12 protein-coding genes and 1 pseudogene are annotated in these 13,950 nt (G+C 68.9%); 5 read left to right on the forward strand and 8 right to left on the reverse strand.

Features of this window, described 5'->3' with window-relative positions; translation table 11 throughout:
- Positions 1 to 15: 15 nt before the first annotated feature.
- From ACF8O7_RS01925 to ACF8O7_RS01940, 4 genes are all read right to left on the reverse strand, one after another.
- Positions 16 to 2,430 (reverse strand): TonB-dependent siderophore receptor, encoded by a 2,415-nt coding sequence (locus tag ACF8O7_RS01925; RefSeq protein ID WP_227472479.1) that lies wholly within the window; start codon positions 2,428 to 2,430, stop codon positions 16 to 18.
- Positions 2,431 to 2,549: 119 nt separating this feature from the next.
- Entirely contained in the window at positions 2,550 to 3,620 is a 1,071-nt protein-coding gene (locus tag ACF8O7_RS01930; protein WP_126311255.1) for a FecR domain-containing protein, read from the reverse strand.
- Positions 3,620 to 4,117, reverse strand: coding sequence for a sigma-70 family RNA polymerase sigma factor (locus tag ACF8O7_RS01935; RefSeq protein WP_016451916.1), 498 nt, complete (start codon positions 4,115 to 4,117; stop codon positions 3,620 to 3,622). Before ACF8O7_RS01935 ends, ACF8O7_RS01930 begins: the two co-directional genes overlap by 1 nt.
- 212 nt (positions 4,118 to 4,329) lie before the next feature.
- Positions 4,330 to 5,844, reverse strand: a complete 1,515-nt coding sequence (locus ACF8O7_RS01940; protein ID WP_392442124.1) for a pseudouridine synthase — start codon at positions 5,842 to 5,844, stop codon at positions 4,330 to 4,332.
- 270 nt (positions 5,845 to 6,114) lie between these two features.
- On the opposite strand from ACF8O7_RS01940, the gene ACF8O7_RS01945 reads away from it, so the two are divergent.
- A complete protein-coding gene (locus ACF8O7_RS01945) occupies positions 6,115 to 6,396 on the forward strand; it encodes a hypothetical protein (protein WP_126311254.1) in 282 nt (93 codons plus the stop codon).
- Positions 6,393 to 6,932: a hypothetical protein gene (locus ACF8O7_RS01950; RefSeq protein ID WP_126311253.1), complete on the forward strand. Its 540-nt coding sequence runs from the start codon at positions 6,393 to 6,395 to the stop codon at positions 6,930 to 6,932. The genes ACF8O7_RS01945 and ACF8O7_RS01950 overlap by 4 nt, the downstream gene beginning before the upstream one ends.
- A 17-nt stretch (positions 6,933 to 6,949) precedes the next feature.
- Here the strand turns inward: ACF8O7_RS01950 and ACF8O7_RS01955 are convergent, their stop codons facing one another.
- Positions 6,950 to 7,963, reverse strand: a complete 1,014-nt coding sequence (locus ACF8O7_RS01955; RefSeq protein WP_322737934.1) for a helix-turn-helix domain-containing protein — start codon at positions 7,961 to 7,963, stop codon at positions 6,950 to 6,952.
- Between ACF8O7_RS01955 and ACF8O7_RS01960 the strand changes: the two are divergent.
- The 3 genes and pseudogenes from ACF8O7_RS01960 to ACF8O7_RS01970 all read left to right on the forward strand — a co-directional run.
- Positions 7,874 to 9,037, forward strand: a pseudogene (locus tag ACF8O7_RS01960) (acyl-CoA dehydrogenase family protein); the annotation flags it as partial. The gene ACF8O7_RS01955 and the pseudogene ACF8O7_RS01960 sit on opposite strands and share 90 nt — an antisense overlap.
- A gap of 10 nt (positions 9,038 to 9,047) precedes the next feature.
- Positions 9,048 to 10,046: a tripartite tricarboxylate transporter substrate binding protein gene (locus tag ACF8O7_RS01965; RefSeq protein WP_126311341.1), complete on the forward strand. Its 999-nt coding sequence runs from the start codon at positions 9,048 to 9,050 to the stop codon at positions 10,044 to 10,046.
- Positions 10,046 to 11,254 carry a CaiB/BaiF CoA-transferase family protein gene (locus ACF8O7_RS01970; RefSeq protein WP_126311340.1) on the forward strand — a complete coding sequence of 403 codons (1,209 nt, stop codon included), beginning with the start codon at positions 10,046 to 10,048 and terminating at the stop codon, positions 11,252 to 11,254. The genes ACF8O7_RS01965 and ACF8O7_RS01970 overlap by 1 nt, the downstream gene beginning before the upstream one ends.
- 18 nt (positions 11,255 to 11,272) lie before the next feature.
- On the opposite strand, the gene ACF8O7_RS01975 is transcribed toward ACF8O7_RS01970, so the two are convergent.
- The 3 genes from ACF8O7_RS01975 to ACF8O7_RS01985 all read right to left on the reverse strand — a co-directional run bounded on the left by ACF8O7_RS01975 (position 11,273) and on the right by ACF8O7_RS01985 (position 13,810).
- A complete protein-coding gene (locus ACF8O7_RS01975) occupies positions 11,273 to 12,187 on the reverse strand; it encodes a nucleotidyl transferase AbiEii/AbiGii toxin family protein (protein WP_126311252.1) in 915 nt (304 codons plus the stop codon).
- A complete protein-coding gene (locus tag ACF8O7_RS01980; protein WP_016446591.1) occupies positions 12,184 to 12,921 on the reverse strand; it encodes a type IV toxin-antitoxin system AbiEi family antitoxin in 738 nt (245 codons plus the stop codon). The genes ACF8O7_RS01975 and ACF8O7_RS01980 overlap by 4 nt, the downstream gene beginning before the upstream one ends.
- A gap of 160 nt (positions 12,922 to 13,081) precedes the next feature.
- Positions 13,082 to 13,810 (reverse strand): Crp/Fnr family transcriptional regulator, encoded by a 729-nt coding sequence (locus tag ACF8O7_RS01985; protein WP_016446592.1) that lies wholly within the window; start codon positions 13,808 to 13,810, stop codon positions 13,082 to 13,084.
- Positions 13,811 to 13,950 lie beyond the last annotated feature (140 nt).

A 13,950-nucleotide genomic window follows, 5' to 3' on the forward strand; every position in this document is an offset into this window, starting at 1 on the left:
CCGCGCCGCAGTCGCCTACCAGCGATAGGTCACGCCTGCGGATACGGTGCGCGCCCTGCCGTAGTAGCAGCCAAAGGCGTAGTTGCAGCTGGAGACATAGTTCTTGTCGAACAGGTTCTGGACGTTGATGGTGCCCTCCAGCCCGCGCAGGCTGGCGTCGATCAGGCCCAGGTCATAGCGCAGCGCGGCATCGAAGACCAGGTAGGCCGGCGTGCGGAAGCTGTTGGCGGAGTCGCCGAAGGCGCTGCCCGACCAGCGCGCGCCCGCTCCCACGCTCAGGCCCGCATGCAGGTGGTGGTTGACCCACAGCGAGGCGCGCCAGCGCGGCGTCGAGGCCCATTGCTTGCCGATTTCTTCGGCATCGTTGGACCGCAGGGTGCGCATGTCGGCGTAGCTGAAGCCGCCGGCAATGTCCCAGGCCGCGCCCAGGCTGGCCTTGATCTCCATTTCCGCGCCCCGGGACTGCACCTCCCCGGTTTGCACCGAGTAGCCGGGGTGCTCGCGGTCCGTGGTGGTGAGATTGCGCTGGCGTATGTCGAACACCGCCAGGCTCAGCAGCAGGTTCTTGCCGGGTGGTTGGTACTTCACGCCCGCCTCGATCTGCTTGCCCGTGGTGGGATCGAAAGGCCGGCCATGGAAGTCCGTGCCCACGATGGGCACGAAGGACTCGGAATAGCTCAGGTAGGGCGCCACGCCGTTGCCGACCAGCCAGGTCACCCCCGCACGGCCCGTGAAGGCCTTGTGGTCCTGGCGGGTGCGCGTGGCCTCCATGAGGTCCTTGTTGTCGATGCCGGCCCAGTCATGGCGTCCGCCCACGGTCAGCACCAGATCGCGCCAGCGCATCTGGTCCTGCAGGTAGACCCCGGTCTGATCCACGGTGTTGTCCCAGCGTGTGGTCAGTGTGGGCGCAGCCGTGGGCAGGCCGTAGTCGGGCGCATACAGGTCGATGGGGGCAGAGGCGTAGTCGTTGTAGCCCTCGTACTTGCGCGAGAAGCGGCGGTAATCCAACCCGCCCAGCAGCGTGTGGCTCACGGGGCCGGTGCTGGCCTTGACCTCCAGGTGGTTGTCCAGGCTCAGCACGCTGTTGTGCTGCGCCCAGTCCAGCTTGGTGCGGGTGGCGCGGCCGTAGTCGATGGCTCCCTCGGCGTCGCGCGCAAAGGCGCGCAGGTAAAAGCCCTTCCAGCGGTCACGCACGTCGGTGAAAAGCAGCTTTTGCCGCCAAAGCACACTGTCGTTGAAGCGGTGCGCGAAGTCGGCGCCCAGCACGGCCTGGTTGCGCCAGAAGTCGTTGTAGCCAGGCTGGCCGTTGAAGAAGCTGCGGCTGATCCTTTTGCCGTCAGGTCCCTCGAACAGGCTGCCCACGGCCGGCATGGCCTGGTAATCCCACACGCCCTGGTCGCGCTGCAGTTGCGCATACAGGGTCAGCGAGGTGCGAGCATCGGGCCGCCAGGTCAGGCTGGGGGCCACGAACAGGCGGCTGCTGCGCGTGTGGTCGGCCTGCTGGCCGCCGCCATTGGCCACAGCCACCAGGCGGTAGAGCAGACCGCGCTCGGCATCCAGGGTGCCGGAGAGGTCCAGCGCCGCATCAGCGCGCCCGTGGCTGCCCACGCCCAGCCGCACCTCGCGCAAGGGTTCGGCCATGGGCCGCTTGCTGACCAGATTGATCACGCCGCCGGGCTGGTTCTGCCCGTAGAGCACCGAGGCCGGGCCCTTGAACACCTCGATGCGCTCCAGGCTGTAGGGCTCGATCTGGGCGGCACCTCCCAGGCTGCCCGCATACGGCAGGTAGGCGCCATCGAGGTACAGCGATGCCGGAGAGAAGCCGCGCGAGGCGGTTTCGTCGGCCTGCATGTAGTTCTCGGTATAGCCCGAGGAATCCACGCCCGGCGTATAGCGCAGCGCCTGGGAAACGCTGATGGCGCCCCGCGCGGCGATCTCGTCGGCGGTGACCACGTTGATGGTCTGGGGCACCTCGACGATGGCCGTATCGGTCTTGGAGCCTGCCGTGCTGCGCCGCGCCACGTAACCGGCCACCGGGCCTTCGCCGCCCACCTCCTCGGCGCGCGCGGTGACGATGACGGGCGCCAGCTCCATCCCGCTGCCGGCCGGCAGCTGCCGGACCTGCTCCACGCGCCGCAGCGCATAGCCGCCGCCGGCCTGGCGCACGGCCTGCCAGGCGGTGCCGGCCAGCAGCGCCTCGAAGGCAGCCTCCACCGTGTAGCTGCCGCGCAGTCCCGCGCTGCGCTGTCCGGCCGTCTGATCGGCCGTGAAGATCAGGGCCACGCCGGCCTGGGCGGCCGTGCTGCGCAAGGCGGCATCCAGCGGGCCGGCAGCGACGTCATAGCTGCGCTGGGCCTGGGCCAGCACGGCGGCGGGCATGAGCGCGATGGCCAGCGCCAGCGCGGGGCGGGGCATGAAAAGGGGTTGCATGGTCCTGGGTTCTCCCTGTGTTCCGATATCGAAAATCAAAGCTCTCGGAAACAAGGAAGCGCGGCGCGGGAAATCGGGTCACCCCCGGCGCAAAAAAAGCGAAAAGGAAGAAAAAAGCCTCAGCCGCGCACCTGCGCAGGCTCCACCACCACCCACCAGCGCGTGCGCCAGCGCAGCTGCACGGGCAGCGCACCGGGCAGCATGGCCAGCACGGCGTCCGTGCCATCGATGCCCCCTTCGTCCAGCGGGAACACGCCTGAGAACCGCAGCCCGGCCACGGCCGGATCGGCGTGCAGCCAGCCGGGGCGGTAGCGGTTGAGCTCGGCCAGGAAGTCGTCCAGGCGCTGGTTGTCCACCCACAATTGGCCCCGGCTCCAGGCGTCATCCGCAGGGCCTGCCGGCTGCACCGTGCCCCAGCCCGTGCGCGTGAAATCCATGGCCTCGCCCGCCTGCAGACGCCGTGCGGATGCGCCTGTGCCGGCCGGGCGCAGTTCCACGGCGCCCTCGAACACCGCCACGCGCGCACCTGCCTGGTTGCTGCGCACCATGAAGCGCGTGCCCAGGGCGCGCACGCGGCCGTGGGCGGTCTCCACCACAAAGGGCAGATCGCCCAGCGCACCTGCGGGATGACCGGTGGTAAACAGCGCCTCGCCGGCCAGCAGGCGCAGCCGGCGCTCGCTGCCGTCGAACTGCAAGGCCACGGCGCTGCCGGGGCCCAGCAGCATGTCCGTGCCGTCGGGCAGGCTCCAGCGGCGGCGCTGCGTGCCGGTGGAGTAGTCGGCCGCCATCTGCTGCCACTGCGGCGTGCGGCTGGCCAGCCAGCCCGCGCCCGCCGCCGTGCCCAGGCCCGCGAACAGGCCCAGCAGGCGCCGCCGCGCAGCCCGGGGAGCAGCGGACAGGCCGCGATAGCCCGCGCCACCGGGATTGAGCCCCGTCAGCGCGCCCGTGACGGCCTGCAGATGGGCCCAGGCGCGGCCATGGTCGGCGTCTTCATCGAGCCAGCGCTGCCAGCGCGCCCGGTCGGCGGCCGAGGCCTGGCCCGATTGCAGCAGCGCAAACCAGCCGGCCGCCGCCCGCGCCACGCCGGCCGGCAAGGGCCGGCCCAGCGCCTGGGGCGCCTGGATACTGCTGCCGGGTAGCGGCGCGGCGCTGGACAGGCGCCGAGGATCGGAAGGAGGCACCGGCGCCATCAGGACAGCGCCAGCACGAAGCAGCGCTCATAGCCCTGGGCCAGGTAGCGCTTGACGCTGGTCATGGACACGCCCAGGCGCGTGGCGATGTCCGCATAGCTCAGGCCTTCGAGGTGGGCCAGCAGGAAGGCCTCGCGCACCTTGGGCGCCAGCGCGTCCAGCGCCTGGTCCACGGCCTGCAGCGATTCGAGGGCGATCAGCCGCTCCTCGGGCGAGGGAGCCAGCTCGGCCGGCAGCAGGGCCAGGGTGTCGAGATAGGCGCGCTCCAGCAGCCGGCGCCGGTGCTGGCGGATCACAAGATGGCGAGCCACGGTGGCCAGGAAGGGGCGCGGCTGCTCGATGCGGCCGGCCATGCCCGAGGTGATCACGTTGACGAAAGTGTCGTGCGCGATATCGGAAGCCTCGAACACATTGCCCAGCCTGTGGCGCAGCCAGCCTTGCAGCCAGCCGTGGTGTTCGACATAGAGGGTGTGTACAGGATCGGCCGGTGCGCGCATGAAAAGACGGACGCGCCCCGGACTGGCGTGCCGCAGCGCTGAAGCTCGTTTGAGAATGGTTCGCATTCTAAACACGAGCTGTGCGCTCACTGAAACCGGCGCGGCCCAAGACCAGAGACACCAAGCAAGGGCCGCCCCGCCGCGAGGGTGTCGTCCCCCTCCCCCGCGAAGCGGGTAGAGAGGGGGAAGCGGCGCAAGCCGCTCAGGGGGTGCTAAAAGCCTTCGTGTGCACCCAAATAGCGCCACTGGCCCACAGGCAGATTGCCCAGCGTCACGCGGCCGATGCGGATGCGCTTGAGGCCCACCACGCGCAGGCCCACCAGTTCGCACATGCGGCGGATCTGGCGCTTCTTGCCTTCGGTCAGCACGAAGCGCAGCTGCTCGGGGTTCTGCCAGTCCACCTTGGCGGGCTTGAGTTCCTCGCCGTCCAGCGACAGGCCATGGCACAGGCGTGCCAGCTGCTCGGCCGGGAACACGGATTGCACGTCGATGTCGCGGTCGCCGTAGGTCACGCGTACCAGGTACTCCTTGTCCATCTCCGAGTCTTCGCCAATGATCTGGCGCGCCACGCGGCCATCCTGGGTCATGACCAGCAGGCCCACGGAATCGATGTCCAGCCGGCCGCAGGGCGCCAGGCCCTTGAGCTGCGCGAAGTTGAAGCGCGTGCGGCTGGTGTCCTGGTTCCAGTGGTTCTGGGGAGTGACCAGGACCACGGCCGGCTCGTGGCCATCCTCGGCCTGTCCGCTGACGTAGCCCATGGGCTTGTGGATCAGGATGGTGACCTGCTGGTCCTGGCGGTCACGTGCCTCGCGCTCGACCGTGATGTGGTCGGCGGCCACCACGTTCTGGCCCATGACGGCGAGTTCGCCGTTGACGCGGACCCAGCCCTTGTCCACCCACTCGTCGGCCTCGCGGCGCGAGCACAGGCCCATGTCGGCCAGGCGCTTGTTGATGCGCACGGCGCCCGGAACCTGCTCCTGCACGGGCGCGGGGGCACGCTTGACGGGAATCTCGCGGCTGGCGCCACCGTCGGCGGGACGGTAGGTGCGGATGCCGCTGAGCGGACGGTAGGCGGGTTCGGCCTGGGCCGGCGCATCGCGGCGCGGGCCGCGGGCGTCATCACGGCGGGGACCCCGGGCGTCGTCACGGGGGCGATCACGGAAGCCGCCCTCCCGGGGGCCGTCACGTTGCCCATCACGCGGACGCTCGTCACGCTGGCCATAGGGCCGGTCGCGGCGATCATCCGGGCGGGGCGGACGCGGGGGACGGGAGTCGCGCATGTCGCCCGCATGGCGCGTGTCACGCGCATCACGGGGATCGCGCTGCTCGCGCGGGGCACGGTTTTCGCCGCCGCCCTGGCCACGCCAGTCGCCACGCGGCTGGGAACGGTCCAGGTCCTCGGCACGGCCGAAACCGCTGCTGCGCGGGCGCTGATCACGGGCGTCGCCGCGGGGCGTCGCATCACGGGCATCGCCGCGAGGGCCTGCGTCACGGCGGTCGGAGCGCTCGTAGCGTTCATTGCGCCCGCCGCGTTCATTGCGGTCATTGCGGTCGTTGCGCGGGCCGCGTGCGCCCGCAGATCTGCCTGCGCCACCAGAGGGGCGGCGGGCATCGCCAGCCGGCTCGGCCTGTGGCTTTTCGGGGCGGCGCAGCACAGGGCGCGCGGAGGGCGCTGCCGCCTCGTCGGCGCCGGGCCGGGACGGTTTGGAAGAAGTAGGGGATGACATTAGGCCGCCATTGTCGCGCGGCACGGCCTGCAGCGGCAGCGCCCTGCGGCCAATACGGGCATTGCGCTCGGCTATCGGCCCCGCGCTGCCCCGGCCTGCCGGGCCCCCTGCCCGGCCCCGCAGCGAAGCGCCTGCACGAAGGACGGTACACCCGTTGTGCGAGCCCGATTCCCGTCCATGGCAATGCACCTGGCCCCCAGGCCCATCCCATTCGCTGTATCCGTCGCGATATGCATATTCATATGAATCCCCAATGAAAGATGGATCAGGATGAATCAACTCGCCACGAAAATTCGCCATCCGGCCAATGAGGAGATAACAGCCCATGGCATTGAATATGTAAAAAACTGTATTTCTCACGAGCGCATTCATTCATTTTCCATTGCAAACCAATCCATTGGGCTTGCCATTTCCCATGTATCTCCCCATAGAATGGCGCCCGTCCAGAGACAGGGGCCCTCTTTCGAGACAACAGCCCTGCGCGCAGCGCCCGCTGCGGCATCCAGACCATCACGCCCGGAATCCCGCCTCATTCAACAAGGAAAACCATGAGCGATACACCCAACCTATTGAATTCCATGCCCTTGAAAGAACAATTCAAGGCGCTGCTCATCACCAAAATGGACTTGACGGGAATCGAGTGGTCCGATATGGAGACCGCCATCGGCCCGAATGCCGACAAATACCGTCCGCTGTGGGAGCGCATGGTCGGCGGGAAAAAGGGATTCTTCGCCGCACTCAGTCCCTGCTGGACGGCCATTCCCTTCATGGGCGTGTCCTGGGCCATTGCCCGCCGCGTCTACGCCTATGCCATGGTGGCCTTCATCACCCTGTTGATCATCAACCTGCTGATGCCCGGCACGGGCGGCGCCGGGCGCGTGCTCGGCATCGCGGTAGCCATCTCGTTCACGGTCAAGCGCACCTACCTGCAATGGCTGGTCACGCGCATACAGCAGATCAACCAGAGGGGCCTGGTGGGCGCTGCGCGCGAAGAGGCGCTGCGCCAGATCGGTGGCCTGGACCAGAAGAACGGCTGGATCTCCTTCGGCGTGCTGCTGGCCATCGGCATCGTGCTGGCCGCCTTCTGAAGCGCCAGGCCCGCAGATCAGCGGTCCACGGGCAGCCGGTCGCACAGGGCCACCAACTGCGCCAACTGGGGGCCCACATCCCGGATCAGCGTGCGGGCCGGCATGCGCAGGCCCGGCACGGCGCAGTTGAACAGCAGCCGGCGCGACCCGTAGCGGATGCGCGAGGCCGCGCCCACCGCGCACACGCCCAGGCCGGAGTCGCCCATGTTGACTGCGAAGCCCCGGGCGGCATAGTGCGCCAGGCTTTCGCTGGCGTTGTCCCTGCAGCGCGCATATTCCTCGGGCCGCTGGCTGCGCACGCGGTCCAGGAAGCGCTGCAGTTCCCCGGCATCGAGCTGGGCAAGCCCTGCCCGGCCCATGGCCGTTTCCAGCACGCCGCGAACCGCGCCCACGCCGGGGCGCTTGAGCGTGCCGCCTTCCCAGGCGCAGGTGTCCAGGTAGACCACATCCAGGTCCATGACCACGCCCACCGACACCGCCCCCTTCACACGGTCGGCCAGCGCCTGCATGGGCAGGCGCAGCGGGCCGAGCAAGGGCGTGTTGATCACATAGGGGTAGCCCAGGGCGACGGCGGCCGGGCCGACGAAATAGCGGTCCAGCCGCTCGTCATGGTCCAGGTAGCCCATGGTCTGCAGGCTGCGGCACAGCCTGGACACGGTGGGGCGCGGCAGGCCCAGGCGGCGGGCCAGCTCGCTGTTCGCATGCGGGCGCGGGTCGCTGACGAAGCACTGCAGGATCATCAGCCCCTTGGCCAGCGTGCCTGCGAAATACGGGTCCTGCTCGCGGATGCGGCAGACATCCTGCGAGTCCCTGGGTTGGTGGGCAATGGGGGTGTGGGGCACGTGGCGATTGTGCGGACCACCGCCGCAAAGCCGCAACTGCATTTCAATATTTGAAACTGCATTGCAGCCCTGGTGCCCGCGCTTCCTACAGTGCGGCCCATGAGCCAAGCCCCCACCCCCCATCCCGCCGACGCCCGCCTGCAGGCGTTGATTGCAGACGTCCGCCATTTCGTGCGCCACCGCTGGCATCCGCTGGAGGAGCAGATCGAGCGCGATGACGAGATCCCGCCTGCCGTAGTCCAGGAACTGCGCGACAAGGGCTATTTCGGCTGGAGCATTCCCCAGGCCCATGGCGGCCTGGGCCTGAGCACCGAGGAGCTGGTGCGCTGCGCCTTCGAGCTGTCCCAGGCCTCGGTGGCGCTGCGGGCCCGCGTGGGCACCAACACCGGCATTGGCTCCGAAGCCCTCGTGGCCGACGGCACCGAGGCGCAAAAGCAGCGCTGGCTGCCGCGCATGGCGCGCGGCGAGCTCACGGGTTGCCTGGCGCTGACCGAGCCGGACGCGGGCTCGGAGGCGAGCAACATCCAGACCACGGCGCGCCGCGAGGGCGACCACTATGTGCTCAACGGCAGCAAGCGCTTCATCACCAATGCGCCGCTGGCCGATGTGTTCACCGTCATCGCCCGCACCGGCGAAGGCAGCACGGGCAGCGAGGGGCTGACGGCCTTCTTCGTGGAACGCTCGCCGGGCCTGGTGACGGGCCAGCCCTATCGCAAGATGGGCCAGGCGGGCTCGCCCGTGTCGGACGTGCATTTCCAGGACTGCCGCGTGCCGGCCGACCAGATCATCGGCGGGCGCGAGGGCCAGGGCTTCAAGACCGTGATGAAGGTGCTCAACAAGCAGCGCCTGCACCTGGCCGCGCTGTGCACGGGGCCGGCGATCCGCATGCTGGACCTGGCGCTGGCCCATGTGCGCCAGCGCGAGCAGTTCGGGCAGCCGGTGGCGAACTTCCAGCTGGTGCAGGCCATGCTGGCCGACAGCCGCACCGAGATCTTCGCGGCGCAATCCATGATCCTGGAGGCCGCCCGCGCCCGCGACCGGGGCGAGGACGTGGCGCTGTCCGCCTCCATGTGCAAGTACTTCGCCTCCGAGATGTGCGGCCGCGTGGCCGACCGCGCCGTGCAGATGTTCGGCGGCGCGGGCTATGTGGCCGACTTCAGCCCCATCGAGCGCTACTTCCGCGACGTGCGCCTGTTCCGCCTCTACGAAGGCACCAGCCAGATCCACCAGCTCAACATCGCCAAGCTCATGCTGCGCGACACCGGAGGCCCCCATGACACGCCCCCTCACCTCGAAGCACCTGGCCACCCTGGGCCTGCTGGCCGCGCTGTGTGCCTGCGCGCAGGCTGCCCAAGCGGCACAGACGGCCCAAGCGGCTTTTCCCGATCGGCCCGTGCGCGTGATCGTTCCCTTTCCCGCAGGCGGCAGCACCGACCTCGTGGCCCGAGCGCTGTCGGTGGAACTGGGCAAGGCCCTGGGACAGCCCGTGGTGGTGGAGAACAAGCCGGGCGCGGGCAGCCTGGTCGGCTCGGAACTCGTGGCCCGCGCCGCGCCCGACGGCTACACCCTGCTCATGGCAGGCCTGAGCAATGTCTTCCTGCCCCATGTGCACGCCAACCTCAAGTGGAATCCGCTGACCGACTACGAGTACATCGGCCTGGTGGCGGACCTGCCCAACGTCATCGCCGTCAACGCCAAGACCCCCTACCGCACGCTGGCCGAACTGGTGGCGGCCGACAAGGCCAGGCCCGGCACGCTGTCCTTCGGCTCGGCCGGCACGGCCACGCCCTCGCACCTGGTCTGCGAGATGGTCAACCACCGGCTCGGCACCAAGATGCAGCACCTGCCCTACAAGGGCAACGCCCCGGCCGTCAACGACCTCATGGCCGGCCACATCCCGGTGATGTGCAACAACCTGGGCGGCACCCTGCCCTACATGCAGGGCGGGCAGATCCGCATCCTGGCGCAGACCGGCAAGAGCCGCTCGCCCGCCGCGCCCGACATTCCCACCTTTGCCGAGCTGGGCGTGGCCGGGCTGGACACCGGCCTGTGGGTGGGCCTGGCCGCGCCCAAGGGCACGCCGCAGCAGATCGTGGCCACGCTCAACCAGGCGCTGGCCAAGGCCATGGCCTTGCCCAAGACACGAGACAAGCTGGCACGCCTGGGCGCCACGCCGCTGCCCACGCAGGCGGCGGACTTCCACCAGCGCGTGGCCGAAGACCGCCGCGCCTGGGAGCCCGTGCTGAAGAACGTGGACCTGAAAGGCAACTGATGCAGCGCCAAGGCTATCCGCTGGAGGGTGTGCGCATCCTCGACATGGCCACGGTGCTGGCCGCCCCCTTCTCGGCCACCCTGTGCGGCGACCTGGGCGCCGACGTCGTCAAGCTGGAGCTGCCCGGCGGCGGCGACACGCTGCGCAGCCTGGCCCCCGTGCACGACGGCCACGCCGTGTTCTGGAAAACCGCCAACCGGGGCAAGCAGGGCATCTCGCTGGACGTGCGCAAGGCCGAGGGCCGCATGCTGTTCCTGCGGCTGATCGAGGATTTCGACGTGCTCGTGGAGAACTTCCGCACCGGCACGCTGGACCGCTGGGGGCTGGACCTGGCCACCTTGCATGCCCGCAACCCGCGCCTCATCGTGCTGCGCCTGACGGGCTTCGGCCAGACCGGCCCCTATGCGCGCCGGCCGGGCTTTGCGCGCATCTTCGAGGCCATGAGCGGCTTCGCCCACCTCACGGGCGAGGCGGGAGGCCCGCCCCAGCACATGAACTACCCACTGGGCGATGCCGTGGCCGGGCTGTTCGGCGCCTTCTCCATCGCGGCCGCACTGGCCGAGCGCAATGCAAAGCCTCCAGGCGAACGGCGCGGCCTGGAGATCGACCTGTCGGCCACCGAAGCCATGCTGCGCCTGCTGGACCCGCTGGCGGCCGAGTACCAGCTGGGCGGACAGGCACGCAGCCGCACGGGATCGTGCGCGGGCTACACGGCGCCCTCCAACGTCTACCGCACGCGCGACGGCGCCTGGCTCACTGTGGTCGCCACGGGCGATGCCATCTTCGCGCGCCTGTGCCAGGCCATGGACCGCGCCGACCTGGCCGCCGACCCGCGCTTTGCGGACAACGCCGCGCGCATCCGCCACCTGCAGGCACTGGATGCGCTGATCGTGCAATGGTGCGCAGGCCTGGACTGCACCCAGGCCATGGCCGCGCTGGCCGCGCACGACATCCCGTTCAGCAAGGTCTGTTCGGCCCAGGACGTGCTGCAGGACCCGCATTTCGTGGAACGCGGCAGCTTCATCACCCTGCCCGACCCCGACCTGGGCCCCCTCACCGCCCCCGCGCCCGTGCCACGCTTCACGGGCCGCCAGGCCCCTTCGCCACGCAGCGGCCCGGCCACTGGCCAGGACAATGCACGCATCTATGCGGCGCTGGGCCTGGATGCGCAGCAGCAGGAGAGGCTGCGGCGCGAGGGCGTGATCTGAAGGTGTGCAGTGCTGGCGTCAGATGGCCAGCCATGCGGCCAGCAGGTCCGCCTGCTCGGCGAACTTGCGGGGATGGGACGTGCGCAGTTGCGCCAGGTTCTGCACCTTCCATCGCACGCCGGGCAGGTGTTCGAGATGGGCGATGTCCAGCGCCGGCCAGTCGGGGGCTCCAGCGGCCAGCGACAGCAAAAAGCGCCGCTCACTGGCATCCAGCCCTTGCTGAAGCTCCCGCAGCAACCGCTCGCGTGCTGCGAGCAGAGATTGCAGCGACACAGGCTCGGCCGTCATGCCCCGGAAGTTGTTTTCGAAATCGTGCCGGACATCACGCAAGGGAGGAAACAGCACTTCGTGCAACGGCCGGTTGCTGCAGGCCAGATAGACCACGAACGCGCGCCGGATGCCAGGAGTGATGCCGCCGTGCGCGAACAGCTGCATCACATCGAACAGATCACGCGGGTGCTGCCGGTCCAGGGCGGCCACAAGCTTGCCGCCGTACACGTCCTCTGCCGAGACCACGGGAATCTCCAGGTCGGCCATCAGCACATCGCGCGCAGCGGGCGTAAGCGATGCCCGCCGTACCGGCAGCACCGTGCCCCGCATGACATAGTTCACTTCGATCTTGACCTGCACGGAACCACGGCGCACCAGCAGCTTGGTCTGGCCCGCTGCAGCCACCGGCGCATGGGTCTGGAAGCCCCGCTTCGTCAGGCGTATAGCCGCTTGCCGGATGGCCTCATTGATCCGTTGCAGCGCCTCGTCGCGCGACGGCCTGTGGTCGGGAAACACCAGGTCCAGATCAACGGACAGACGCGGCATATCGCGCACGAACAGGTTGATCGCGGTTCCGCCCTTCAGCGCGAACGTGTCATCCACAAACACCAGCGGCGCGACCTGTGTCAACAGGCGCGCGGTATCGAGATAGGTCTGGTTCATGGCTTGAGCACCAACAGGCCCTCGGCCGACCGGGACACCCAGGGCCTGTCGCTTCCCGTCGGCAGCGAGGCCGTCTCCAGCCTGGCGACCCAGGGCAGCGCCCCCTCGCGCCCGAGTTGAAGGCACAGGCGCACGGTCTTGACGCTGGTGCAGCGCTGCAGAAGTTCACGCAGCACATCGGCGCGCAGGCTGTACGCGCTCTCCACCAGCTCCCTGGCTTCCTGCAGCGGCTGGCGCACGCCCACATCGCTCAGAAGCTCCAGCAGTGCACGCTCCGGCGCCGAGACCTGGGCGGCACCGCTGCGTTGTTCGAAGGGCCCGACATGCAGCAAGGCACCGGGTTGCTCGTCGAACAGCCTCTTGCGGTGGTATTCAGCGGGAAAACGCTCGGTGAACCATGGCGGCAGCTGCCCGGCGGCCCAGCCATACAGCTGCAGCACCGGCTGCTGCGCCACATACTGGCGCATGCCGTACCAGTCCAGCGCCGACTTGCCCCCCACATGCAGGCCCTCCAGGCGGCGCTGCAGCACGCCCAGGCTCGGATGCAGGGCCAGACTGTCGTTGGGCCGGCAGAAGACCCCCCGCATCAGGCGCTTCAGCCAGCCCGCGCGCACGTAGTGGACAGCCAGGTCTGCGGAGATGCCCAGCCCTGCCAGATCCTGCGAGGTGATGGGTGTGCCCGCAGGCAGCTGCGTGTAGAGCGCGTTTAATTTGCTTGCCCCGGTCGTAGTCATGCTGCGATTCAAGCACTTATTCCAAACACGGGCAACTTTGATATTTCCTTCCAATCGTAGTTCTACTACGATTTTCAATACTTTTCAAAATTTCATGGCGACATGCATCGGTACTGGTCCATGCCGATGGGTACGGCGCCAAAGCGGACGCCGCGCATGCTCAGGCCGCCCGCCGCGCCGTCGCAAACAGCCCGCTGCGCAGCGCTTCCAGGTCGAGCACGCGCAGGCCGCCGTACTCCACGACGATGGCGTTTTCGCGCTGCAGCACGGACAGCGCCTCGTTGACGCGCTGGCGCGACAGGCCCACCAGGTAGGCCAGCTCCTGCTGGGTGATGCGCAGCACCTCGCCCACGCCCGGGTACAGCAGCGGGTGAAAGAGCGCGGCCAGGCTGCGGGCCACGCGCAGGTCGGGGTTGGTGAGGCGGTCGATTTCGCGGGCCGAGATGAACTGGCCCAGGCGCTCGTTGAGCTGGCTCATGACGAAGCGGTTGAAGCCGATGGAGTGGTCCAGCAGCCAGTGGAAGGTGTCGATGGGCAGGCCGGCGACCACGCTTTTGCGGATGGCCTGCACGTTGTAGCGGTAGGGCTCGCGCTTGACGGCCGTGCCCTCGCCGAACCAGCCGCCCGGAGGCAGGCCGGCCAGCGTCATGCTGGCGCCATCGGCGCCATCGGTGTTCATCTTGAGCAGGCCTTCGACCACGCCGAACCAGTAGGTGGGCGCGCGGCCGGTGCGGCAGACGTAGTCGCCGGACTGTGCGTCGCCGACGACCAGCGCCTTGTGCGCGCGCTCGCGCTCGGCGGGCTGGAGCAGGGCCAGCCAGGGAATGCCATCGAGTTCCTCGGGTCGGGGCGCACGGCGGCGCTGGTGCAGTGACAGTTCTTGGCTCATGGAGTCGCGGCGAGGGTGCGCGGATGAATCAACAAAACCACCCAAGCATTGCCCGAGGCCAGTGGCTGGCGTGAGCGGGATTTCCAGAAGGACGGCGACCCGCTGCGAACGGGCTGGAGCGCAAGCCCCCCAACGGGCAA

Origin of the sequence: Delftia sp. WSY_16, assembly GCF_043104415.1 — a bacterium.
Taxonomy (GTDB): domain Bacteria; phylum Pseudomonadota; class Gammaproteobacteria; order Burkholderiales; family Burkholderiaceae_C; genus Comamonas; species Comamonas tsuruhatensis.

Bases quoted from the DNA above. Each gene is read 5' to 3' on its own strand.
- ACF8O7_RS01925 (WP_227472479.1), bottom strand. From the start codon at position 2,430: ATGCAACCCCTTTTCATGCCCCGCCCCGCGCTGGCGCTGGCCATCGCG.
- ACF8O7_RS01930 (WP_126311255.1), bottom strand. From the start codon at position 3,620: ATGGCGCCGGTGCCTCCTTCCGATCCTCGGCGCCTGTCCAGCGCCGCG.
- ACF8O7_RS01935 (WP_016451916.1), bottom strand. From the start codon at position 4,117: ATGCGCGCACCGGCCGATCCTGTACACACCCTCTATGTCGAACACCAC.
- ACF8O7_RS01940 (WP_392442124.1), bottom strand. From the start codon at position 5,844: ATGTCATCCCCTACTTCTTCCAAACCGTCCCGGCCCGGCGCCGACGAG.
- ACF8O7_RS01945 (WP_126311254.1), top strand. From the start codon at position 6,115: ATGAATCAACTCGCCACGAAAATTCGCCATCCGGCCAATGAGGAGATA.
- ACF8O7_RS01950 (WP_126311253.1), top strand. From the start codon at position 6,393: ATGAGCGATACACCCAACCTATTGAATTCCATGCCCTTGAAAGAACAA.
- ACF8O7_RS01955 (WP_322737934.1), bottom strand. From the start codon at position 7,963: ATGCCAGCGGTGGCGCACGAAATGGCGGACGTCTGCAATCAACGCCTG.
- ACF8O7_RS01965 (WP_126311341.1), top strand. From the start codon at position 9,048: ATGACACGCCCCCTCACCTCGAAGCACCTGGCCACCCTGGGCCTGCTG.
- ACF8O7_RS01970 (WP_126311340.1), top strand. From the start codon at position 10,046: ATGCAGCGCCAAGGCTATCCGCTGGAGGGTGTGCGCATCCTCGACATG.
- ACF8O7_RS01975 (WP_126311252.1), bottom strand. From the start codon at position 12,187: ATGAACCAGACCTATCTCGATACCGCGCGCCTGTTGACACAGGTCGCG.
- ACF8O7_RS01980 (WP_016446591.1), bottom strand. From the start codon at position 12,921: ATGACTACGACCGGGGCAAGCAAATTAAACGCGCTCTACACGCAGCTG.
- ACF8O7_RS01985 (WP_016446592.1), bottom strand. From the start codon at position 13,810: ATGAGCCAAGAACTGTCACTGCACCAGCGCCGCCGTGCGCCCCGACCC.